Origin of the sequence: Pseudomonas sp. A-R-19 (genome assembly GCF_019956575.1) — a bacterium.
Classification (GTDB): Bacteria; Pseudomonadota; Gammaproteobacteria; order Pseudomonadales; family Pseudomonadaceae; genus Aquipseudomonas.
In genome coordinates this window covers 1-21,883 of sequence record NZ_JAHBDR010000062.1, presented here as the reverse complement: position 1 = coordinate 21,883, position 21,883 = coordinate 1, and the positions used below count along the sequence as shown (strand labels likewise).

Here is a 21,883-nt window from a genome sequence, read left to right as displayed (position 1 = left end):
CAGATTCGCAATTCAGCGACGTTACAGACGACCCAGATCATTGACCAGAGCAAGCAACATCACTCCGATCACCAAACTGATACCAATCTGTATCCCCCAACCTTGCACCCGATCCGACAAGGGGCGACCACGCGCCCACTCAATCAGATAAAACAACAAATGCCCCCCATCCAGCACAGGAATGGGCAGCAAATTCAGAACCCCCAGGCTAATACTCAGATAAGCAAGGAAATTCAGGAAATCAGCAACACCCGACTGGGCCGAAGCGCCCGCCACTTTAGCAATGGTTATCGGTCCACTCAAGTTTTTTACCGAGAGCTCGCCGAACAACATTTTCTTCAGTGAATCGAGGGTCAGCACGCTCATGGTCCAGGTGCGTCGAGCCCCCTCGCCAATCGCTGCCAATGGCCCGTAACTGACCTCGCGGATCATCTCCGGTGGCCAATCGACAGCCTTCACCCCTGCCCCCAAATAGCCGCTGGGTGACTTGCTCTCGCCGCGAGCGGCAAGCGTAACCGGAACATCGATTTGAGCACCGTCACGCTCAACCCGCAGCATGATTTTGGTATCGGGATGCATACGCACGGTATCGACAACCTGCTGCCAGTCATCCAGCGCACGCCCATCGAGCGCCAGCAACCGGTCACCGGTCTTCAGGCCAGCAGCCTGGGCCGGCCCCTTTGGGTCGAGTTCAGCCAGGACCGGCGGCAATGCCGGACGCCACGGACGAATCCCCAACGAATGAATCGGGTCGGGCTCATCAGCCCCTTTGAGCCATTTGTCCAATGCAAGTTCACGGGGAGAATCAGCGGTGGAGCCTTGCTCGCGAACCATTATCTGCAACGCACCGCTTTCGCCCAGGCGACGAACCAGTTGCAAATTCACTGCCGCCCAGCCGGAAGTCGCCTCGCCATCGATGGCCACGATTTCCTGGCCTGGGCTCAAACCCGCCTTGGCCGCCAGACTGCCGGACTCGACAGCGCCGATGACCGGGCGCACCTGCTCACTGCCGAGCATCGCCAATGCCCAGAAGAACACCATTGCCAGCAGGAAATTGGCGATCGGCCCCGCTGCCACGATGGCAATGCGCTGACGAACGGATTTGCGATTGAAGGATTGATCAACCTGATCGAGCGGTACTTCACCTTCGCGCTCGTCGAGCATTTTCACGTAGCCGCCCAACGGGATGGCGGCAACGACAAATTCGGTACCTTGTTTGTCGTGCCAGCGCAGCAAAGGCATGCCGAAGCCTACGGAGAAGCGCAGCACTTTGACCCCACAGCGACGCGCGACCCAAAAATGGCCGAACTCGTGGAAGGTAACCAGCACACCCAGAGCGACCAGGGTGCCGACAATCATATAGAGCGCGCTCATCTACTTTCTCCGCATTCCTATCTGCTGCTGCCTGGGTCAACTATCCGCAGCATTTACCGCCCGTGGCGGCTCAACCATTGTTCGGCCAGCAATCGCGCCTTCGCGTCTGCCGTGAACACTGCCTCAAGATCATCCACGGCCACAACGGGCTCCAGACTCAGTACTTCCTCGATGATACTCGCGATTTCCAGGTAACGAACCCGTTCGTCGAGAAATGCCGCCACCGCCACTTCGTTCGCCGCATTGAGCATCGCCGGCGCGCTGTTACCCGCCTCGGCCGCCTGACGAGCCAGACGCAGACAAGGGAAACGCTCTTCATCAGGCGCCTGGAAATCCAGCCGGGCAATGGCAAACAGATCCAGCGGCGCCACACCCGAGTCAATCCGCTCGGGCCAGGCCAGGGCATTGGCGATGGGTGTGCGCATGTCCGGATTACCCAGCTGCGCCAGGACAGAACCATCGACGTAGTCGACCAGCGAATGGATCACACTTTGCGGGTGAATCACCACTTCGACCTGGGACGGCTTGGCATCGAACAGCCAGCAGGCCTCGATCAACTCAAGCCCCTTGTTCATCATGCTGGCCGAATCAACGGAGATTTTCCGCCCCATGGACCAGTTCGGATGCGCACAGGCCTGGTCCGGCGAAACACTCGCCAGTTCAGCCATTGGCGTCTGGCGGAACGGACCGCCGGAAGCCGTCAGCAAAATCCGCCGTACGCCAACAGCCTCAAGGCCACGGGCATAATCGTGCGGCATGCACTGAAAAATCGCGTTGTGCTCGCTATCGATCGGCAGCAACACCGAACCGCTCTTGCGCACCGCCTGCATGAACAGCGCGCCGGACATCACCAGCGCTTCCTTGTTGGCCAGGAGGATCTTCTTGCCAGCTTCGACCGCCGCCAGTGTCGGGCGCAATCCCGCTGCACCGACGATGGCCGCCATGACGGTATCGACTTCCGGATCGGAAGCGACCTGACACAAACCTTCCTCGCCCACCAGGACACGGGTCGCAAGACCCGCCGCGCGCAGATCGTCCTGCAAGGTGCGGGCAGCAGCGACCTCAGGCACCACGGCAAATCGCGGAACATGGCGCACGCAGAGCGCCAGCAATTCACTCAAGCGAGTGAAGCCACTCAGGGCAAAGACCTGATAACGATCCGGATGGCGGGCGATGACGTCGAGCGTACTCAGGCCAATAGAGCCGGTCGCCCCCAGGACGGTAATCTGTTGCGGGCGGCTCATGGGGCCGCCATCCACAACAGCACGGCAAACACCGGAATCGCTGCCGTCAGGCTGTCGATACGATCCAGCACGCCACCGTGACCCGGAAGCAGGTTGCTGCTGTCCTTGATGCCGGACTGGCGCTTGAACATGCTTTCAGTGAGGTCGCCCACCACCGAGATAAACACGATCAGAGCGGCACAGATCAGCCCCTTGAACAGCTCGGCCACTGTCCAGTCGCGCACCAGGGCAACGAGCGTGGTAATGACCAGGCTCAACGCCAGGCCACCGTACACGCCTTCCCAGCTTTTACCCGGACTGACCTGCGGTGCAAGCTTGCGCTTGCCGAAGGCCCGGCCGGAGAAGTAGGCACCAATATCGGCACCCCAGACCAGCACCATCACAGCCAGGATCAGCAAGTTACCCAGCGGGTATTGCTTGATCTGCACCAGACCTTGCCAGGCCGGCAGGAGAATCAGCAAGCCGATCACCAACTTGGTCGCCGCATTGGACCAATGCTCGCTCGAACGCGGGTACGTCAACACCAGATAGGTCGCAACCCCCCACCAGAGCACCGACGCGCCCAGGACCCAAGGCGCCAGGCCCGGAAGTATGTGCATGACAAACAGCATCAACGCGACGACCGCGGCATAGGCAACCCGCATGGACTGGGCAGCGAAACCCGCCAGGCGCGCCCATTCCCAGGCACCCAGGGTTACGACCAGCCCGATGAACAGCGCAAAACCGGAGCCCTCGAGCAGGAAAAACCCGCACAGGGCAATCGGCAGCAGGATCAACGCGGTGATGATTCGTTGTTTAAGCATTAAACCCGGGCTCCAGCCTCGACCTGCTCGCTCGTTTTACCGAAGCGGCGCTGGCGGGAAGCGAAATCTGCCAGCGCATTGCGCATGGCATCGTGTTTGAAGTCCGGCCAGAACAGGTCGGAGAAGTACAACTCGGCATAGGCCAGTTGCCAGAGCAGGAAGTTGCTGATGCGGTGCTCGCCACCGGTACGGATACACAGGTCCGGCAACGGCAGATCGCCCGTGGCCAGGCAGGTCTGTAGCAGATCAGGCGTGATGTCTTCCGGTCGCAAATGCCCGGCCTGAACCTCTCGCGCCAGTCGTTGCGCAGCTTGCGCGATATCCCACTGACCACCGTAATTGGCGGCGATCTGCAGGACAAAACGATTGGCGCCAGCGGTCATGGTCTCGGCTTCGCGCATGGCGGCCTGCAGCTCGGGATGAAACCGCGAGCGGTCACCAATGATGCGCAGGCAGATGTTGTTGTCGTTGAGGCGCTTGGCCTCACGACGCAGCGCCTTGAAGAACAGATCCATCAAGGCGCTGACCTCATCGGCCGGGCGTTGCCAGTTCTCGCTGGAAAAGGCGAACAGGGTCAGCACCTCGACCTTGGCCTCGGCACAGACTTCAATGACCGCACGTACAGCATCCACGCCCGCTTTATGCCCGGCGACACCTGGCATAAAGCGTTTTTTCGCCCAGCGATTGTTACCATCCATGATGATCGCGACATGGCGCGGCACCGCGGACGGTGCAGTCTGCTTGGTCTTTTCCATTTAAAGCTCGACCCTTATACGGCCATCAGGTCTTTTTCTTTCTGCGCCAGATTCGCGTCGATTTGAGCCACGAACTTCTTGGTCAGATCGTCGATTTCACCCGTGGCGCGACGCTCTTCGTCTTCGCTGATTTCTTTTTCCTTGACCAGATCCTTCAGCGAGCTGTTGGCATCACGACGGATGTTGCGCACGGCAACACGGGCGTCTTCAGCCACGTCACGCGCCTGCTTGGTGAAGCCCTTACGGGTTTCTTCGGTCAGGGCAGGCATGGAGATCAACAGCAGCTCACCGAGGTTGGTCGGGTTCAGGTTCAGACCTGCACTGCCGATCGCCTTGTCGACGGCACCCAGCATGTTGCGCTCGAACGCGACAACTTGCAGGGTACGGGCGTCTTTAACGGTGATATTGGCCACTTGCTTGATCGGGGTGTCGGAACCGTAATAAGGAACCATCACGCCTTCCAGGATGCTTGGGTGCGCCTGGCCGGTACGGATGCGGCCGAAGTTGTGCGCCAGCGATTCCACCGACTTCTGCATGCGCTCTTGAGCGTCTTTCTTGATTTCGTTGATCATTGTTGGCCTTCCTCGATCAGGGTTCCTTCAGCGCCGCCATGTACGATGTTCAGCAGGGCGCCGGGCTTGTTCATGTTAAATACGCGTAGCGGCATCTTGTGGTCGCGGCACAGGCAAATGGCCGTCAGATCCATCACACCCAGCTTGCGATCCAGCACTTCATCGTAGGTCAGATGATCGAACTTCTCGGCATGCGGGTCTTTGAACGGGTCGGCGGTATAGACGCCATCGACCTTGGTCGCCTTGAGCACGACATCGGCATCGATTTCGATTGCACGCAGGCAGGCTGCCGAATCCGTCGTAAAGAACGGGTTGCCGGTACCGGCCGCGAAAATCACCACGTCCTTGGAGTTCAAGTGGCGCATGGCCTTGCGACGATCGTAGTGATCGGTCACGCCAACCATGGAAATAGCGGACATCACGATGGCCGAGATGTTGGCGCGCTCAAGGGCGTCGCGCATGGCCAGGGCGTTCATCACAGTGGCCAGCATGCCCATGTGGTCGCCGGTGACCCGGTCCATGCCAGCCTTGCTCAGCGCTTCACCGCGGAACAGGTTGCCACCACCGATAACCAGACCAACCTGAACACCGATGCCGACCAGTTGGCCAACTTCCAATGCCATGCGATCCAGAACTTTCGGGTCGATCCCGAACTCTTCCGAGCCCATCAGGGCCTCGCCGCTAAGCTTGAGTAGAATGCGTTTATAGCGAGCCTGATAACCACTGCCCTGCTGAGCCATTGCGAATCTCTCCTGCGGCGTATTTTAAAAATTCTTTGCGAGCTGTTTACAGCTGGCGTTCACTCTAGCGTTGCGCTGCTTCAGCGCCATCGGAACATGGCTTTGTAAGCCAGTTCCAAAGGGAAACCAATTAAAAATTGATGCCCCATCTGAAAAGAGGCTGCGCGCGTGAGCGGGCAGCCTCTTCTGGGCGACAGTTAAAAACCGTCTTATTGCTTGGCGGCAGCCAGCTGGGCAGCAACTTCTTCGGCGAAGTTGTCCACTGGCTTCTCGATGCCTTCGCCTACTTTGAAGTAAGTGAAGGAAACGATTTCAGCGCCGGCTTTCTTGGCCAGGGCACCCACGGTGATTTCCGGGTTCATGACGAAAGCTTGCTCTACCAGGCTGGCTTCAGCCAGGAACTTGGTGATACGACCAGCGATCATCTTCTCGACGATTTCAGCTGGCTTGCCTTTCATCTTGTCTTCGTTCAGGGTCAGGAAGACGCCCTTCTCGCGCTCGATGGCTTCTGGCGAAACCTGCGATGGCAGCAGGAACTCAGGGTTGCTTGCCGCCACGTGCATGGCGATCTCTTTGGCCAGCTGAACATCGCCGCCCTTGAGAACAACAGCAACACCGATCTTGTTACCGTGCAGGTAGGTGCCGACAACGTCACCCTCTACGCGTACCAGGCGACGGATGTTGACGTTTTCGCCAACTTTGGCCACCAGGGCTTCACGAGCCGATTCCTGAGCGGCGATCAGCGGAGCTGCGTCGGTCAGTTTTTCGTCGAAGGCTTTTTCTACGCTGGCAGCAACGAAGTTCTTGAAGTCGTCTTGCAGGGCCAGGAAGTCGGTCTGCGAGTTAACTTCCAGCAGCACGGCTACCTTGTCGTCTGCCTTGATGGCGATAGCGCCTTCAGCGGCAACGTTGCCGGCTTTCTTGGCAGCCTTGATGGCGCCCGAAGCGCGCATGTCATCAATGGCTTTTTCGATGTCGCCGCCAGCCTTTTCCAGGGCTTTCTTGCAATCCATCATGCCTTCGCCGGTACGCTCGCGCAGTTCTTTGACCAACGCTGCAGTAATTGCTGCCATTTTAAAATTCCTCTTGGATAGGTTTTCAACCATTCCACCCGATCGAACGGGCGATCAATTCTTCCCGAACCACCCTTGTTAGCTGCCGCACGTTACAGATAGAGCAGTGGGCGCCGACAAATGGTTTTCGAGGTGGCAAAAAGGGGGCCAAGCCCCCTTTTTGCTTACTGAGTCAACGCCAGGGCGTCAATTACTCAGCTGCAGCCTGAGTTTCTTCAGCTACGAATTCAACGGTGCCGCCGGCAACATTGTTGCGACCACGGATTACAGCGTCAGCCATCGAACCCATGTACAGCTGGATAGCGCGGATTGCGTCATCGTTGCCTGGGATGATGTAGTCAACGCCTTCCGGGCTGCTGTTGGTATCGACCACGCCGATAACCGGGATGCCCAGCTTGTTGGCTTCGGTGATCGCGATGCGCTCGTGATCAACGTCGATAACGAACAGAGCGTCTGGCAGACCGCCCATGTCCTTGATACCACCCAGGGAACGATCCAGCTTTTCCAGGTCACGGGAGCGCATCAGCGCTTCTTTCTTGGTCAGCTTGGCGAAAGTACCGTCTTCGGCTTGCACTTCAAGGTCACGCAGACGCTTGATGGAAGCACGGATGGTTTTGAAGTTGGTCAGCATGCCGCCCAACCAGCGGTGATCGACGTACGGCGAACCGCAACGTGCTGCTTCTTCAGCAACGATCTTGCCAGCGGAACGCTTGGTGCCGACGAACAGAATCTTGTTTTTGCCCTGGGCCAGACGCTCTACGAAAGTCAGAGCTTCGTTGAACATTGGCAGGGTTTTTTCAAGGTTGATGATGTGGATCTTGTTACGCGCGCCGAAAATGTACTTGCCCATTTTCGGGTTCCAGTAACGGGTCTGGTGACCGAAGTGCACACCGGCCTTCAGCATATCGCGCATGTTGACTTGGGACATGATAGTTCCTTAATAAGTCGGGTTTGGCCTCCACGTATCCCAATGACCAACCAGCAGCATCAAGCTTCCGGCACCCAGGTCATCGTGTCGACACGTGTGTGGATTTAGGCTTTTCGGGACATCCCCGGAAAGCGGCGCATTTTATACCATAAGGCAGGGCAAAACGGAACCCGGATTCTGAAATCCTGGCGAGTGCTTTGCTCCACCCCTTGGAATCCGCCAAGAATGCACCATTCTATAGAGAGAAGCGATGCACTCAGGCGCAGATTTGCGCTGATCGTCTGGTAGAATCGCTTTTTTCAGGGCCGCGAAGATCGATCGCGCAATGCCCTTTCCGTTTAGAAAGCGCCGCCTGGCGCAGAGAGAGCCTGTATGACCGTCACCCTCAAAACTCCCGAGGATATCGCCAAGATGCGTATCGCCGGCAAACTGGCCGCCGATGTGCTGGAAATGATTGCCGAACATGTCAAGCCGGGCGTTACCACCGATCAACTGAACCAGATCTGCCACGACTACATCGTCAATGAGCAGAAAGCCATCCCTGCCCCGCTCAACTACAAGGGCTATCCGAAGTCGATCTGCACGTCGATCAACCATGTGGTCTGCCACGGCATCCCGAACGACAAGCCGCTCAAGGATGGCGACACCCTGAACATCGACGTCACCGTCATCAAGGACGGTTACCACGGTGACACCAGCCGCATGTTCCACGTCGGCAGCGTGCCGGTCTGGGCCGAGCGCCTGTCCCAGGTGACCCAGGAATGCATGTACAAGGCGATCGAAATCGTCAAGCCCGGCTGCCGCCTGGGCGACATCGGCGAAATCATCCAGAAGCACGCTGAAAAGAACGGCTTCTCGGTGGTTCGCGAATTCTGCGGCCACGGCATCGGCAAGGTGTTCCACGAAGAGCCGCAGATCCTGCACTACGGCCGCGCTGGCACCGGCATGGAACTCAAGGCCGGCATGACCTTCACCATCGAGCCGATGATCAACCAGGGCCGTGCCGACACCAAGGTACTGGGCGACGGCTGGACCGCGATCACCAAGGACCGCAAGCTCTCGGCCCAGTGGGAACACACCCTGCTGGTGACCGAAACCGGCTACGAGATCTTCACCCTGCGCGCCGATGACACCATCCCTCGCGTTTCGGCCTGATCCCGTTACCGTACATCGCCTATAGAAAGGAAAGCCAATCGATGCCGCAGGTGGATCCCGAACTCTTCGACCGCGGCCAGTTCCAGGCTGAACTGGCCCTGAAGGCAAGCCCGATCGCGGCCTTCAAGAAGGCGATCCGCCAGGCCCGCGAAGTGCTCGACACGCGCTTTCGCGGCGGCCGCGACATTCGCCGGCTGATTGAGGATCGCGCCTGGTTCGTCGACAACATCCTGCAAAAGGCCTGGAACCAGTTCGACTGGAGCGAGGACGCCGACATCGCCCTGGTCGCGGTCGGCGGCTACGGCCGTGGTGAATTGCATCCTTACTCCGATATCGATCTGCTGATCCTGCTGGACAGCGCCGACCACGAAGTTTTCCGCGATTCCATCGAGCGTTTCCTGACGCTGTTGTGGGACATTGGCCTGGAGGTCGGTCAGAGCGTTCGCTCGGTCGACGAGTGCGCCGTCGAGGCTCGCGCCGACCTGACGGTTGTCACCAACCTGATGGAAAGCCGCACCATCGCTGGCCCCGAACATTTGCGCCAGCGCATGCTGGATGTCACCAGCACCGCACACATGTGGCCGAGCAAGGACTTCTTCCTGGCCAAGCGTGCCGAACAAAAGGCCCGCCACCACAAATACAACGACACCGAATACAACCTGGAACCCAACGTCAAGGGCTCGCCCGGCGGCCTGCGGGATATCCAGACGATCCTGTGGGTAGCCCGTCGCCAGTACGGCACCCTGAACCTGCGGGCGCTGGCTGGCGAAGGGTTCCTGGTCGAGAGCGAAAACGCCCTGCTCGCCTCCTCCCAGGAGTTCCTGTGGAAGGTTCGCTACGCCCTGCACATGCTCGCCGGTCGTGCCGAAGACCGCCTGCTGTTCGATCACCAGCGCACCATTGCCGGGCTGCTGGGCTTCAAGGGCGACGACGCCAAGCAAGCCATCGAAAACTTCATGCAACAGTATTATCGGGTAGTGATGAGCATCGCCCAGCTCAGCGACCTGATCATCCAGCACTTTGAAGAGGTCATCCTCGCACCGGAGGACGAAGCGCCCGCGCAGCCGATCAACTCGCGCTTCCAGTTGCATGACGGCTACATCGAAGCACGCAACGACAACGTGTTCCGCCGCACGCCGTTCGCCATGCTGGAAATCTTCGTATTGATGGCCCAACAGCCGGAAATCAAGGGCGTGCGCGCCGACACCATTCGTCTGCTGCGGGAAAACCGTCACCTGATCGACGACGACTTCCGCAACGATATTCGCAACACCAGCCTGTTTATCGAACTGTTCAAATGCAAGATCGGTATCCACCGCAACCTGCGGCGGATGAACCGTTACGGCATCCTGGGGCGTTATCTGCCCGAGTTCGGCTTTATCGTCGGGCAGATGCAGCATGACCTGTTCCACATCTATACCGTCGACGCGCACACCCTGAACCTGATCAAACACCTGCGTAAGTTGCAGTACACCCAGGTGTCGGAAAAATTCCCGCTGGCCAGCAAGCTCATGGGCAAGCTGCCCAAACCCGAGCTGATCTACATGGCCGGCCTGTACCACGACATCGGCAAAGGCCGGCATGGCGACCACTCGGACATCGGCGCGGTCGACGCCGAGGCGTTTTGCCAGCGCCATCAGCTGCCAGTGTGGGACAGCCGCCTGATCGTGTGGCTGGTGCAAAACCACCTGGTGATGTCGACCACCGCCCAGCGCAAGGACTTGTCCGACCCGCAGGTGATCCACGATTTCGCCCAGATCGTCGGCGACGAAACCCGCCTCGACTATCTATATGTACTGACCGTCGCCGACATCAACGCCACCAACCCGACGCTGTGGAACTCCTGGCGCGCCAGCCTGTTGCGCCAGCTCTACACCGAGACCAAGCGCGCCCTGCGTCGAGGCCTGGAGAATCCGGTGGACCGCGAAGAGCAGATCCGCCAGACCCAGAGCGCTGCCCTGGATATCCTGGTGCGCGGCGGCACCGACCCGGACGATGTCGAGCAACTCTGGGCGCAGCTGGGTGATGACTATTTCCTGCGTCACACCGCCGGCGACGTGGCCTGGCACAGCGATGCGATCCTCCAGCAACCGGCCGACGGCGGACCGCTGGTACTGATCAAGGAAACCACCCAGCGCGAGTTTGAGGGCGGCACGCAGATCTTCATCTATGCCCCCGACCAGCACGATTTCTTTGCCGTGACCGTGGCGGCGATGGACCAGCTCAACCTGAACATCCATGACGCCCGGGTCATCACCTCCAGCAGCCAGTTCACCCTCGACACCTACATCGTGCTCGACACCGACGGCGACTCGATTGGCGATAACCCGGCGCGGGTCAAACAGATCCGCGACGGCCTGACCGAAGCCCTGCGCAACCCGGACGACTACCCGACCATCATCCAGCGCCGGGTGCCGCGCCAGCTCAAGCATTTCGCCTTTGCGCCGCAGGTGACGATCCACAACGACGCCCAGCGTCCGGTGACGGTGCTGGAGCTCACGGCCCCCGACCGCCCGGGCTTGCTGGCGCGGATTGGCACGATTTTCCTGGAGTTCGACCTGTCGCTGCAAAACGCCAAGATCGCCACCCTCGGCGAGCGCGTGGAGGACGTGTTCTTCATTACCGACGCCAACAATCAGCCGCTGTCCGATCCCCTGCTGTGCAGCCGCCTGCAGGATGCGATCGTCGAACAACTGAGCGTCAACCAGGAACCTGATATCAAACTGTCGCGCATCAGCATCTGAACCAACACATTCCCCCCTGTGGCAATGGACTTCCTGTGGCGAGGGGGCTTGCCCCCGTTGGGTCGCGAAGCGGCCCCAAAACCTGCACACGCGGTGTATCAGGTACACCGCACACCATGGTTTTACGACTGCTACGCAGCCGAACGGGGGCAAGCCCCCTCGCCACACAAGACTGCTCCCACATTGAAAGAGGCCCCCGATGAACAACGCTCTGTCCCAGCTCCAGCCTTACCCCTTCGAAAAGCTCCGCGCCCTGCTCGGCAGCGTCACGCCCAACCCGGATAAGCGTCCGATCGCGCTGTCCATCGGCGAGCCGAAACACCGTTCGCCAAGCTTTGTCGCCGAGGCCCTGGCCAGCAATCTGGAAAAAATGGCGGTGTACCCGACCACCCTCGGTATCCCGGAGCTGCGTGAAGCCATTGCCGCCTGGTGCGAGCGTCGTTTCGGCGTGCCGAACGGCTGGATCGATCCGGCGCGCAACGTGCTGCCGGTCAACGGCACCCGCGAAGCGCTGTTCGCCTTCACCCAGACCGTGGTCAACCGTGGCGACGACGCGCTGGCGGTCAGCCCGAACCCGTTCTACCAGATCTACGAAGGCGCGGCGTTCCTCGCCGGGGCCAAGCCGCATTACCTGCCGTGCCTGGACGAAAACGGTTTCAATCCGGATTTCGACGCCGTCTCGCCGGACATCTGGAAACGCTGCCAGATCCTGTTCCTGTGCTCGCCAGGCAATCCGACCGGTGCATTGATTCCGGTGGAAACCCTGAAAAAGCTGATCGCCCTGGCCGATGAACACGACTTCGTGATCGCCGCGGACGAGTGCTACAGCGAGCTGTACTTCGACGAACAAACCCCGCCACCAGGCCTGCTCAGCGCTTGCGCGGAACTGGGCCGCAAGGACTTCAAGCGCTGCGTGGTGTTCCACAGCCTGTCCAAGCGTTCGAACCTGCCAGGCCTGCGTTCGGGCTTTGTCGCCGGTGACGCCGACATCCTCAAGGGTTTCCTGCTCTACCGCACCTACCACGGCTGCGCCATGCCGGTTCAAACGCAACTGGCCAGCGTTGCCGCCTGGAATGACGAAGTGCACGTGCGCGCCAACCGTGCGCTGTATCGCGAGAAGTTCGATGCGGTGCTGGAAATCCTCAGCCCGGTCATGGACGTACAGCGGCCGGATGGCAGTTTCTACCTGTGGCCGAATGTGGCGGGGGACGATGCTGCATTCTGCCGCGACCTGTTCGAACAGGAACACGTGACCGTGGTACCGGGTTCTTACCTGTCGCGGGATGTGGATGGCGTCAACCCGGGTGCCGGGCGCGTGCGCATGGCGCTGGTTGCCCCGCTTGCCGAGTGTGTCGAAGCTGCAGAGCGCATTCGCGACTTCATTCAACGTCGCAAATAACCGCAGACCTGTAGGCGTCCGGCTTGCCGGCGATGGCCATTTGCAGGACGCCATCGCCGGCAAGCCGGGCTCCTGCAAGAGCAGCAGTTATTTCACCTGGCCAAGTTTCGCCTCACTCAGATCCAGTTCCCCCAACACCTCACGCAACACGTCATCGCCGATCTGGTGATGACGGCTGAGGCTGTACAACTCCAGGCGTTGCGCCCGCAACGCCTTCAAACGCAGACGGCGCTCCAGCAAGTCCATCTGAAAGGCCAGGGCCTGGGCTTCAGCGGAATCGTTGAACACCTCCAACTGGTGCCGATATTCAGACATTATCCGTGCCTTTAGCTCAGCGGCCAGCGCGGACTGAGCGGCGTCCTGCGGGTTGACCTCTTCTGCCTCAAGGGCATGAATGGCCGCTTCGGCGGTTTTGCGCCAGGCGTCGCGCACCTCATTGCGCCGCTTGTCATCGGGACTTGCTTCGATGCCCCGCAGCAACATCGGCAACGCGATGCACGCAGCGATCAGCGACAAAAGAATCACCCCGGCAGCGATGAAGATCAGCAGGTCGCGCTCAGGAAACACTTCCCCGCCCATCAACAACGGCACCGACATCACACCCGCCAGCGTCACGGCCCCGCGCACGCCGCCCACGGTCAGCAACCAACAGGATCGCGCTGTCGGCACCTGGGTCACGTCGCCCTTGCCGCGCAAACGCCGCAGCAGCACCGACAAACGCCAGATGCTCTGCACCCAGACGAAGCGCAAGGCCAGCAGCACCAGGAAAATCGCCACCACGTCCAGCCCGCGATACAGCAACGTTGGCCATAGCGAGGTTTCGTGACTGGCCACGGCCTTGATGATGTCCGGCAACTGCAGGCCCAACAGCAGGAAGATCAAGCCGTTGAAGGCGAACTCCAGCAGTGACCAGACACTTCGGTTGAGCAAACGCGTATTGGTCTGGCGCGGCAACAGATCGAGCCAGCTCTGCATCATCCCCGCCGCCACCGCCGAGAGGATGCCCGACACTTCCATGCGTTCGGCCAGCACGTAGGCGGCAAACGGCAGCAGCAACATGAACACCACGTGCGTCGCCGGATCATCCCAACCACGGGCAATCATCCACGCCCGCAGACGGCCAACCAGCCAGCTCAAGGCCACCCCCACGGCCAGGCCGCCCACCGCCACCAGCACAAACGTCAGGCTGGCATTGGCCAGCGAGAACACACCGGTCACCGCCGCCACCAGCGCAAACTTGAACGTCACCAGGCCCGAGGCATCGTTCATCAGCGCCTCGCCCTGCAAGATGTGCATCAAAGGCGTGGGCAGCCTATTGCGGGAGATGGCCGACACCGCCACCGCATCCGTCGGCGACAGCACGGCCGCCAGGGCAAACGCTACCGGCAACGGCACGCCGGGCAGTAGCCAATGAATGAAATACCCGGCGCCGACCACGGTAAACAGCACCAGGCCCACCGCCAGGGTCAGGATCGGGCCGCGCAGGTGCCAGAATTCGCGCTTGGGCATGCGCCAGCCGTCGGAGAACAACAGCGGCGGCAGGAACAGAAACAGGAACAACTCGGGATCCAGGGCCACATGCAACCCCAGCGTCGGCCAGGCGAGCAAGGCCCCTGCGGCGATTTGCACCAGCGGCAACGGCAACGGAATCACCCGTCCGATCAGGCGCGAAACGCCGACCAGCATCAACAGGATCAGGACGGTGTAAGCGGTTTGCATTGAGCAGGATTCCCGGACGCATTGAAGTGCCATATTAGCCGCTTAGACTGCCGGTGGCCCTTGCACCTATGTCGCACCCTGAAACACTGTTTTCATCCTGTGGGGGCGGGCCTGCTCGCGAAGACGATGTACCCGTCGACACCTGCATCGCCTGACACGCCGTCTTCGCGAGCAAGCCCGCTCCCACAGGTTTGCGCTTTACCCGAGTGGCCATGGCATAATCCGTCACCTTTTATTTACGGCACCTGCAAAGGGGGCAATTCCTTGACCGTTTCAAGCAAAACGTTGCACCTTTTCGGCATCAAAGCCTGCGACACCATGAAAAAGGCGCGCACCTGGCTCGATGAACACGCTGTCAGCTATGACTTTCATGATTACAAAGCGGTCGGTATCGACCGTGAACACCTGACCCAATGGTGCAACGAGCACGGCTGGGAAGTGGTGTTGAACCGTGCAGGCACGACCTTTCGCAAGCTCGAAGACGAACGTAAAGCCGATCTCGACCAGTCGAAAGCCATCGAACTGATGCTCGCACAACCCTCGATGATCAAGCGCCCGGTGCTCGATCTCGGTGACCGAACCCTGATTGGCTTCAAGCCAGATATCTACGCGGCCGCGCTCAAGTAAGCAGCCCGTTCCATTTTGTTAGAGGTATCAACATGTCTACTACCCTGTTCAGCCTGGCCTTCGGCGTCGGCACTCAAAACCGTCAAGGCGCATGGCTGGAAGTGTTCTACGCCGCCCCGGTTCTCAAGCCTTCGGCTGAAGTCATCGCCGCTATCGCCCCGATCCTGGGCTACACCGAAGGCAATCAGGCCATCGCGTTCAGCACTGCCCAAGCCTCGCAACTGGCCGAAGCGCTCAAAGGCGTCGACGCTGCCCAGGCTGCCCTGCTGACCCGCCTGGCCGAAAGCCACAAGCCACTGGTCGCCACCCTGCTGGCCGAAGACGCACAGCTGTCGTCCACTCCCGAGGCCTACCTCAAGCTGCATCTGCTGAGCCATCGCCTGGTCAAGCCCCACGGCCTGAACCTGGCCGGGATCTTCCCGCTGCTGCCGAACGTGGCCTGGACCAGCCAGGGCGCTGTCGACCTGAGCGAACTGGCCGAGCTGCAACTCGAAGCCCGCCTGCGCGGCGAGCTGCTGGAGGTGTTTTCGGTGGACAAGTTCCCGAAAATGACCGACTACGTGGTACCGGCCGGCGTGCGTATCGCTGACGCCGCGCGTCTGCGCCTGGGCGCTTACGTGGGCGAAGGCACCACCGTGATGCACGAAGGCTTCATCAACTTCAACGCCGGCACCGAAGGCCCGGGCATGATCGAAGGCCGCGTATCCGCTGGCGTATTCGTCGGCAAGGGTTCGGACCTGGGCGGCGGATGCTCGACCATGGGCACCCTGTCGGGCGGCGGCAACATCGTGATCAAGGTCGGTGAAGGCTGCCTGATCGGCGCCAATGCCGGTATCGGCATTCCGTTGGGCGACCGCAACACCGTCGAGTCGGGCCTGTACGTGACCGCCGGCACCAAAGTCGCGCTGCTGGACGAAAACAATCAGCTGGTCAAAGTGGTCAAGGCCCGTGAACTGGCTGGCCAGCCGGACCTGCTGTTCCGTCGCAATTCGGAAACCGGTGCCGTGGAATGCAAAACCCACAAATCGGCGATCGAACTGAACGAAGCGCTGCACGCTCACAACTAAGCCACACGACCACCCGCACCTCTGTAGGAGCGAGCTTGCTCGCGATGGACGTCAACGATAACGCGCGGCATCAGACAGCCCGTGTCGTCCACGCGTCCATCGCGAGCAAGCTCGCTCCTACAGGGGGCAGGCGTACAGGCGAACACCATGATGATGCTCTCCCCCTGGCGCGCCGATTTCCCGGCCATCGCCGCCCTGCAACGGCAAGGCCAGACCTATCTGGACAACGCCGCCACCACGCAAAAACCTCAAGCCCTGCTGGATGCCTTGGCGCATTACTACGCCAACGGCGCGGCCAACGTGCATCGGGCGCAGCATTTGCCCGGCGCCCACGCCACCCAGGCCTTCGAGGACAGTCGCCGCAAAGTCGCGCAATGGCTCAATGCTGACGATTGTGGCCAGATCATTTTTACCCACGGCGCGACGTCCGCGCTGAATCTCCTGGCCTACGGCCTGGAACATCTTTTCAATCCGGGCGACGAGATTGTCATCAGCGCCCTGGAGCATCACGCCAACCTGCTGCCGTGGCAGCAACTGGCGCACCGTCGCGACCTTAAACTGGTGATCCTGCCGCTGGATGCCGACGGCGTGATCGACCTTGCAGCGGCCGCCGATTTGATCGGCCCACGCACACGCCTGTTGGCCGTCAGCCAGTTGTCCAACGTGATTGGCGCCTGGCAGCCGCTGCCCGAATTGCTGGCACTGGCCAAGGAGCACAACGCCCTGACCGTAATCGACGGCGCCCAGGGCGTGGTCCACGGCCGCCACGACGTGCAAGCATTGGGCTGCGATTTCTATGTGTTCTCGAGCCACAAGCTCTACGGTCCCGATGGCCTGGGCGTGCTGTTCGGGCGCAATACCGCGCTGCAACAGCTGCATCCCTGGCAGTTCGGCGGTGAGATGGTGCTGGATGCCAATTATCACGACGCACGCTTTCGCCCGGCCCCGCTGGGTTTCGAGGCCGGGACGCCGCCAGTGTCCAGTGTGATCGGCCTGGGAGCGACCCTGGATTACCTCGCCGGGCTCGATCAGGACGCCGTGTCCGCCCATGAAGCGGCACTGCATGCCTGCCTGCTCAAGGGTCTTGAAGCGCGCAACGGCATTCGCCTGCTGGGCAAGCCGCAGGTGGCACTGGCCAGCTTCACCGTCGAAGGTGTGCATAACGCCGACCTGGCGCATTTGCTGACCGAACAAGGGATCGCAGTGCGTGCCGGCCATCACTGCGCCATGCCGCTGCTTAAACGCTTTGAACTGGCGGGGGCGATTCGGGTGTCGCTGGCGCTGTACAACGACTCCGAAGACCTGGAGCGGTTCTTTCAAGCCCTGGATCAGGCTCTGGAGCTATTGCGATGAGCTTGCCTGCCGATGCCGTGACGGCGCTCGAGACCTTTCAGAAAGCCGCCGGCTGGGAACAACGCGCCCGCCTGCTGATGCAATGGGGCGAGCGCCTGCCCGCGTTGAGCGATGCGCAGATGTGTGATGCCAACCGGGTGCACGGCTGTGAAAGCCAGGTGTGGCTGGTGGGCGAGTTGCGCGATGGCCATTGGCAGTTCAGCGCCAACAGCGATGCGCGGTTGATTCGCGGGTTGGTGGCGTTGCTGCTGGCGCGGGTCAACGGCTTGTCGGCGATTGAGTTGAAGCAGATGGATTTGCCGGACTGGTTCAATCAGCTTGGGCTGGGGCGGCAGTTGTCCGAGTCGCGCAGCAATGGCTTGAATGCGGTGCTTCAGCGGATGAATGAGTTGGCTGGTTAATCGCCTTCGCGAGCAAGCCCGCTCCCACATTGGATTTCGGTCCTACACAAAAACTGTATTCACTGAAGATCAAATGTGGGAGCGGGCTTGCTCGCGAAGAGGCCATCAGCAGCCACCTCAAACTTGAGGCTTCACCCGCTCCGCCGGCCGCCGCACGCCCGCGACAATCTTGTCCACAGCCTTGGTCGCCGCGACCATGCCAAACGTCGCTGTCACCATCATCACCGCGCCAAACCCGCCGGCGCAGTCAAGCTTCACCCCATCGCCGACAAAACTCTTCTGCAGGCAAATGCTGCCGTCTGGTTTCGGGTAGCGCAACTGCTCGGTGGAAAACACGCACGGCACGCTGTAATGGCGGGTCACGGTGCGTGAGAAGCCGTAGTCGCGGCGCAGCGTGGAGCGCACTTTCGAAGCCAGCGGATCGTTGAACGTGCGATTCAGGTCGCAGACCTGGATCAGCGTCGGGTCAATCTGCCCGCCCGCGCCGCCGGTGGTGATGATCTGGATCTTGCGACGCTTGCACCAGGCGATCAGCGCCGCCTTGGCGTTGACGCTGTCGATGCAGTCGATCACGCAGTCGATATTCGGCGTGATGTACTCGGCCATGGTGTCGCGAGTAACGAAGTCCGGCACCGCGTGCACTGTGCAGTCCGGGTTGATCCCACGCAGACGCTCGGCCATCACCTCGACCTTGGGCTTGCCCACCGTGCTGTCCAGCGCGTGCAACTGGCGGTTGGCGTTGCTCACGCAGACGTCGTCCAGGTCGAATAGCGAAATTTCGCCCACGCCACAGCGGGCCATGGCTTCCGCCGCCCAGGAACCGACGCCACCGACGCCGACGATCGCCACATGGGCCGCCCTCAGGCGCTCAAGGCCTTCGATGCCATACAAACGGGCGATGCCGGCAAACCGCGGATCTTCTGTACTCATGACCAACACCTCAAAAACCGGCGCGCATTATAGGGCTACGCAGCGACAAGTTTTAAGCTTCAAGCTGCAAGTGTAAGAACTTATGTGAAAGTTAACTGCCCAATGTCGTGCAATTCCCTGTCCGCTGTACGAGCAGAGAATGCCCGGTGTAGGATGCGCGCCCCTTGGCGACAGCCAACCGTTCCTTCGTTCCACAGTCTTTGGAACCCGAAATAGCCATGTCATCGCGTAAATTTGGACTCAACCTGGTCGTGGTGCTCGCCATCGCTGCCTTGTTTACCGGCTTCTGGGCGCTGATCAACCGCCCGGTCACCGCCCCCAACTGGCCTGAACAGATCTCCGGCTTCTCGTACTCGCCATTCCAGCAGGGCCAGTTCCCGCAGAAAGACCAGTACCCGACCGACGATCAAATGCGTCGCGACCTGGAGATCATGAGCAAGCTGACGGACAACATCCGCATCTACTCGGTCGATGGCACCCTGCAAGACATCCCGAAACTCGCCGAAGAGTTCGGCTTACGGGTGACCCTGGGCATCTGGATCAGCCCTGACCAGGAACGCAACGAGCGGGAAATCACCCGCGCCATTGAAATCGCCAATTCCTCGCGCAGCGTCGTGCGTGTGGTGGTCGGCAACGAAGCGATCTTCCGCAAGGAAATCACCGCCGCCGAACTGAGCGTGATGCTCGACCGTGTCCGTGCTGCCGTGAAAGTACCGGTCACCACGTCCGAACAGTGGCACGTCTGGGAAGAACACCCGGAACTGGCCAAGCACGTCGACCTGATCGCCGCGCACGTCCTTCCGTACTGGGAATTTATCCCGGTGGACAAGGCCCAGCAGTTCGTTCTGGACCGCGCCCGCGACTTGAAAAAAATGTTCCCGAAAAAGCCGCTGCTGCTGTCCGAGGTGGGCTGGCCGAGCAACGGCCGCATGCGCGGTGGCGCCGATGCCTCACCGGCAGACCAGGCGATCTACCTGCGAACCCTGGTCAACAAGCTCAACCGCCAGGGCTTCAACTACTTCGTGATCGAAGCGTTTGACCAGCCGTGGAAGGCCAGTGACGAAGGTTCCGTCGGCGCCTACTGGGGCGTGTTCAACGCCGCGCGCCAGCAGAAGTTCAACTTCGAAGGCCCGGTAGTGGCGATTCCGCAGTGGCGCGTATTGGCCATCGGTTCGGTGGTGCTGGCGCTGTTGTCGCTGACCCTGCTGATGATCGACGGCTCGGCCCTGCGCCAGCGTGGCCGCACCTTCCTGACCTTCATTGCGTTCCTGTGTGGTTCGGTGCTGGTGTGGATCGGTTACGACTACAGCCAGCAATACAGCACCTGGTTCAGCCTGACGGTGGGCTTCTTGCTCGCCCTCGGCGCGCTCGGGGTGTTTATCGTATTGCTGACCGAAGCCCATGAACTGGCCGAAGCGGTGTGGGTGCACAAGCGCCGCCGCGAATTCCTGCCGGTGGAGGGCGATTCCAGCTACCGCCCGAAAGTGTCGATTCACGTGCCCTGCTACAACGAGCCGCCGGAGATGGTCAAACAGACCCTCAACGCCCTGGCCAACCTCGACTATCCGGACTTCGAAGTCCTGATCATCGACAACAACACCAAGGACCCGGCGGTCTGGGAACCGGTGCGCGACTACTGCGCAACCCTCGGTCCGCGCTTCAAGTTCTTCCACGTGGCACCGCTGGCCGGCTTCAAGGGTGGCGCGCTGAACTACTTGATCCCGCACACCGCCAAGGATGCCGAAGTCATTGCCGTGATCGACTCGGACTACTGCGTCGACCGTAACTGGCTCAAGCACATGGTGCCGCACTTCGCCGACCCGAAAATCGCCGTGGTGCAGTCGCCGCAGGATTACCGCGACCAGAACGAAAGCACCTTCAAGAAGCTCTGCTACGCGGAATACAAAGGTTTCTTCCACATCGGCATGGTCACCCGCAACGACCGCGACGCGATCATCCAGCACGGCACCATGACCATGACCCGTCGCTCGGTGCTCGAGGAACTGGGCTGGGCCGACTGGTGCATCTGTGAAGACGCCGAACTGGGCCTGCGCGTGTTCGAGAAAGGCCTGTCGGCGGCGTATTACCACACCAGCTATGGCAAGGGCCTGATGCCCGATACCTTTATCGACTTCAAGAAGCAGCGTTTCCGCTGGGCCTACGGAGCGATTCAGATCATCAAGCGCCATACCGCCAGCCTGCTGCGCGGCAAGGACACCGAACTGACCCGGGGCCAGCGTTACCACTTCCTCGCGGGCTGGTTGCCGTGGGTCGCGGACGGCATGAACATCTTCTTTACCGTCGGCGCGCTGTTGTGGTCGGCGGCGATGATCATCGTGCCGCAACGGGTCGATCCGCCGCTGCTGATCTTCGCAATCCCGCCACTGGCGCTGTTCGTGTTCAAGGTCGCCAAGATCATTTTCCTCTACCGCCGTGCGGTTGGAGTGAACTTGAAAGATGCCTTCTGCGCGGCGCTGGCCGGCCTGGCGTTGTCCCACACCATCGCCAAAGCGGTGCTGTACGGCTTCTTCACCAGCAGCATTCCGTTCTTCCGCACACCGAAAAACGCCGACAACCACGGCTTCTGGGTGGCGATTTCGGAAGCCCGGGAAGAGATGTTCATCATGCTGCTGTTGTGGAGCGCGGCCTTGGGGATCTTCCTGGTGAACGGCATGCCGAGCAATGACATGCGCTTCTGGGTGACCATGCTGCTGGTGCAGTCGCTGCCGTACCTGGCGGCGCTGATCATGGCGTTCCTCTCGTCGCTGCCGAAACCGTCGGTCGAGACTGAAACGGCACCAGCGGTCTAAATCTCTGCGGATGCACTAAACGGCGGCCAATGGTCGCCGTTTTGCTTTAAGATAACCGCCATTTTGCGGGGCTTGGGCATGTCGCGGTTTACCGATCGAACCCAATTCCTGTGGGAGCGGGCTTGCTCGCGAATGCGGTGTAACAATCAACGTATATGTTGACTGACACACCGCATTCGCGAGCAAGCC

General features: G+C 60.6%; 18 protein-coding genes. 8 read left to right on the top strand and 10 right to left on the bottom strand.

What is annotated here, in order from left to right; translation table 11 throughout:
- Positions 1 to 21: 21 nt before the first annotated feature.
- The 8 genes from rseP to rpsB all read right to left on the bottom strand — a co-directional run bounded on the left by rseP (position 22) and on the right by rpsB (position 7,489).
- The gene (gene rseP / locus KGA88_RS17910; protein WP_110657490.1) at positions 22 to 1,374 is read right to left on the bottom strand and encodes a sigma E protease regulator RseP; all 1,353 of its coding nucleotides are present in this window, start codon (positions 1,372 to 1,374) and stop codon (positions 22 to 24) included.
- A 53-nt stretch (positions 1,375 to 1,427) separates the two neighbouring features.
- Positions 1,428 to 2,618 (bottom strand): 1-deoxy-D-xylulose-5-phosphate reductoisomerase, encoded by a 1,191-nt coding sequence (gene ispC, locus KGA88_RS17905; protein ID WP_110657492.1) that lies wholly within the window; start codon positions 2,616 to 2,618, stop codon positions 1,428 to 1,430.
- Positions 2,615 to 3,421: a phosphatidate cytidylyltransferase gene (locus KGA88_RS17900; protein WP_110657494.1), complete on the bottom strand. Its 807-nt coding sequence runs from the start codon at positions 3,419 to 3,421 to the stop codon at positions 2,615 to 2,617. Before KGA88_RS17900 ends, ispC begins: the two co-directional genes overlap by 4 nt.
- The gene (uppS, locus tag KGA88_RS17895; protein WP_110657496.1) at positions 3,421 to 4,176 is read right to left on the bottom strand and encodes a polyprenyl diphosphate synthase; all 756 of its coding nucleotides are present in this window, start codon (positions 4,174 to 4,176) and stop codon (positions 3,421 to 3,423) included. The genes KGA88_RS17900 and uppS overlap by 1 nt, the downstream gene beginning before the upstream one ends.
- A gap of 14 nt (positions 4,177 to 4,190) precedes the next feature.
- Positions 4,191 to 4,748 (bottom strand): ribosome recycling factor, encoded by a 558-nt coding sequence (gene frr, locus KGA88_RS17890; protein WP_110657498.1) that lies wholly within the window; start codon positions 4,746 to 4,748, stop codon positions 4,191 to 4,193.
- The gene (gene pyrH, locus KGA88_RS17885; protein ID WP_003222124.1) at positions 4,745 to 5,488 is read right to left on the bottom strand and encodes a UMP kinase; all 744 of its coding nucleotides are present in this window, start codon (positions 5,486 to 5,488) and stop codon (positions 4,745 to 4,747) included. The genes frr and pyrH overlap by 4 nt, the downstream gene beginning before the upstream one ends.
- 209 nt (positions 5,489 to 5,697) lie before the next feature.
- The gene (tsf, locus tag KGA88_RS17880) at positions 5,698 to 6,561 is read right to left on the bottom strand and encodes a translation elongation factor Ts (protein ID WP_110657500.1); all 864 of its coding nucleotides are present in this window, start codon (positions 6,559 to 6,561) and stop codon (positions 5,698 to 5,700) included.
- A gap of 190 nt (positions 6,562 to 6,751) precedes the next feature.
- A complete protein-coding gene (gene rpsB, locus KGA88_RS17875) occupies positions 6,752 to 7,489 on the bottom strand; it encodes a 30S ribosomal protein S2 (RefSeq protein ID WP_019581025.1) in 738 nt (245 codons plus the stop codon).
- A gap of 372 nt (positions 7,490 to 7,861) precedes the next feature.
- Here rpsB and map point away from each other — a divergent pair, with 372 nt between their 5' ends.
- The 3 genes from map to dapC all read left to right on the top strand — a co-directional run bounded on the left by map (position 7,862) and on the right by dapC (position 12,787).
- Positions 7,862 to 8,644 carry a type I methionyl aminopeptidase gene (gene map, locus KGA88_RS17870; protein WP_110657502.1) on the top strand — a complete coding sequence of 261 codons (783 nt, stop codon included), beginning with the start codon at positions 7,862 to 7,864 and terminating at the stop codon, positions 8,642 to 8,644.
- A gap of 41 nt (positions 8,645 to 8,685) precedes the next feature.
- Positions 8,686 to 11,388 carry a [protein-PII] uridylyltransferase gene (locus KGA88_RS17865; protein ID WP_223593212.1) on the top strand — a complete coding sequence of 901 codons (2,703 nt, stop codon included), beginning with the start codon at positions 8,686 to 8,688 and terminating at the stop codon, positions 11,386 to 11,388.
- A 199-nt stretch (positions 11,389 to 11,587) separates the two neighbouring features.
- On the top strand, positions 11,588 to 12,787 hold the full coding sequence (gene dapC, locus KGA88_RS17860; RefSeq protein WP_223593209.1) for a succinyldiaminopimelate transaminase: 1,200 nt from the start codon (positions 11,588 to 11,590) through the stop codon (positions 12,785 to 12,787).
- Positions 12,788 to 12,874: 87 nt separating this feature from the next.
- Here the strand turns inward: dapC and KGA88_RS17855 are convergent, their stop codons facing one another.
- Positions 12,875 to 14,506 (bottom strand): Na+/H+ antiporter, encoded by a 1,632-nt coding sequence (locus KGA88_RS17855; RefSeq protein WP_223593207.1) that lies wholly within the window; start codon positions 14,504 to 14,506, stop codon positions 12,875 to 12,877.
- A 264-nt stretch (positions 14,507 to 14,770) separates the two neighbouring features.
- On the opposite strand from KGA88_RS17855, the gene KGA88_RS17850 reads away from it, so the two are divergent.
- The 4 genes from KGA88_RS17850 (at position 14,771) to KGA88_RS17835 (ending at position 17,954) form a co-directional block, all read left to right on the top strand.
- Complete coding sequence (locus KGA88_RS17850) at positions 14,771 to 15,133, top strand: ArsC family reductase (protein WP_110661468.1); 363 nt, start codon at positions 14,771 to 14,773, stop codon at positions 15,131 to 15,133.
- A gap of 32 nt (positions 15,134 to 15,165) precedes the next feature.
- A complete protein-coding gene (dapD, locus tag KGA88_RS17845; RefSeq protein WP_223593197.1) occupies positions 15,166 to 16,200 on the top strand; it encodes a 2,3,4,5-tetrahydropyridine-2,6-dicarboxylate N-succinyltransferase in 1,035 nt (344 codons plus the stop codon).
- A gap of 147 nt (positions 16,201 to 16,347) precedes the next feature.
- Complete coding sequence (locus KGA88_RS17840; RefSeq protein ID WP_223593187.1) at positions 16,348 to 17,553, top strand: aminotransferase class V-fold PLP-dependent enzyme; 1,206 nt, start codon at positions 16,348 to 16,350, stop codon at positions 17,551 to 17,553.
- On the top strand, positions 17,550 to 17,954 hold the full coding sequence (locus KGA88_RS17835; protein WP_110661474.1) for a SufE family protein: 405 nt from the start codon (positions 17,550 to 17,552) through the stop codon (positions 17,952 to 17,954). The genes KGA88_RS17840 and KGA88_RS17835 overlap by 4 nt, the downstream gene beginning before the upstream one ends.
- Before the next feature lie 117 nt (positions 17,955 to 18,071).
- Here the strand turns inward: KGA88_RS17835 and tcdA are convergent, their stop codons facing one another.
- Complete coding sequence (gene tcdA / locus KGA88_RS17830) at positions 18,072 to 18,890, bottom strand: tRNA cyclic N6-threonylcarbamoyladenosine(37) synthase TcdA (RefSeq protein WP_223593185.1); 819 nt, start codon at positions 18,888 to 18,890, stop codon at positions 18,072 to 18,074.
- A 212-nt stretch (positions 18,891 to 19,102) separates the two neighbouring features.
- Here tcdA and KGA88_RS17825 point away from each other — a divergent pair, with 212 nt between their 5' ends.
- The gene (locus KGA88_RS17825) at positions 19,103 to 21,694 is read left to right on the top strand and encodes a glycosyltransferase (protein WP_223593183.1); all 2,592 of its coding nucleotides are present in this window, start codon (positions 19,103 to 19,105) and stop codon (positions 21,692 to 21,694) included.
- The last annotated feature ends 189 nt before the right edge of the window (positions 21,695 to 21,883 follow it).

Coding starts and splice junctions, on each gene's coding strand:
- rseP (WP_110657490.1), bottom strand. CDS start 1,374: ATGAGCGCGCTCTATATGATTGTCGGCACCCTGGTCGCTCTGGGTGTG.
- ispC (WP_110657492.1), bottom strand. CDS start 2,618: ATGAGCCGCCCGCAACAGATTACCGTCCTGGGGGCGACCGGCTCTATT.
- KGA88_RS17900 (WP_110657494.1), bottom strand. CDS start 3,421: ATGCTTAAACAACGAATCATCACCGCGTTGATCCTGCTGCCGATTGCC.
- uppS (WP_110657496.1), bottom strand. CDS start 4,176: ATGGAAAAGACCAAGCAGACTGCACCGTCCGCGGTGCCGCGCCATGTC.
- frr (WP_110657498.1), bottom strand. CDS start 4,748: ATGATCAACGAAATCAAGAAAGACGCTCAAGAGCGCATGCAGAAGTCG.
- pyrH (WP_003222124.1), bottom strand. CDS start 5,488: ATGGCTCAGCAGGGCAGTGGTTATCAGGCTCGCTATAAACGCATTCTA.
- tsf (WP_110657500.1), bottom strand. CDS start 6,561: ATGGCAGCAATTACTGCAGCGTTGGTCAAAGAACTGCGCGAGCGTACC.
- rpsB (WP_019581025.1), bottom strand. CDS start 7,489: ATGTCCCAAGTCAACATGCGCGATATGCTGAAGGCCGGTGTGCACTTC.
- map (WP_110657502.1), top strand. CDS start 7,862: ATGACCGTCACCCTCAAAACTCCCGAGGATATCGCCAAGATGCGTATC.
- KGA88_RS17865 (WP_223593212.1), top strand. CDS start 8,686: ATGCCGCAGGTGGATCCCGAACTCTTCGACCGCGGCCAGTTCCAGGCT.
- dapC (WP_223593209.1), top strand. CDS start 11,588: ATGAACAACGCTCTGTCCCAGCTCCAGCCTTACCCCTTCGAAAAGCTC.
- KGA88_RS17855 (WP_223593207.1), bottom strand. CDS start 14,506: ATGCAAACCGCTTACACCGTCCTGATCCTGTTGATGCTGGTCGGCGTT.
- dapD (WP_223593197.1), top strand. CDS start 15,166: ATGTCTACTACCCTGTTCAGCCTGGCCTTCGGCGTCGGCACTCAAAAC.
- KGA88_RS17840 (WP_223593187.1), top strand. CDS start 16,348: ATGATGATGCTCTCCCCCTGGCGCGCCGATTTCCCGGCCATCGCCGCC.
- KGA88_RS17835 (WP_110661474.1), top strand. CDS start 17,550: ATGAGCTTGCCTGCCGATGCCGTGACGGCGCTCGAGACCTTTCAGAAA.
- KGA88_RS17825 (WP_223593183.1), top strand. CDS start 19,103: ATGTCATCGCGTAAATTTGGACTCAACCTGGTCGTGGTGCTCGCCATC.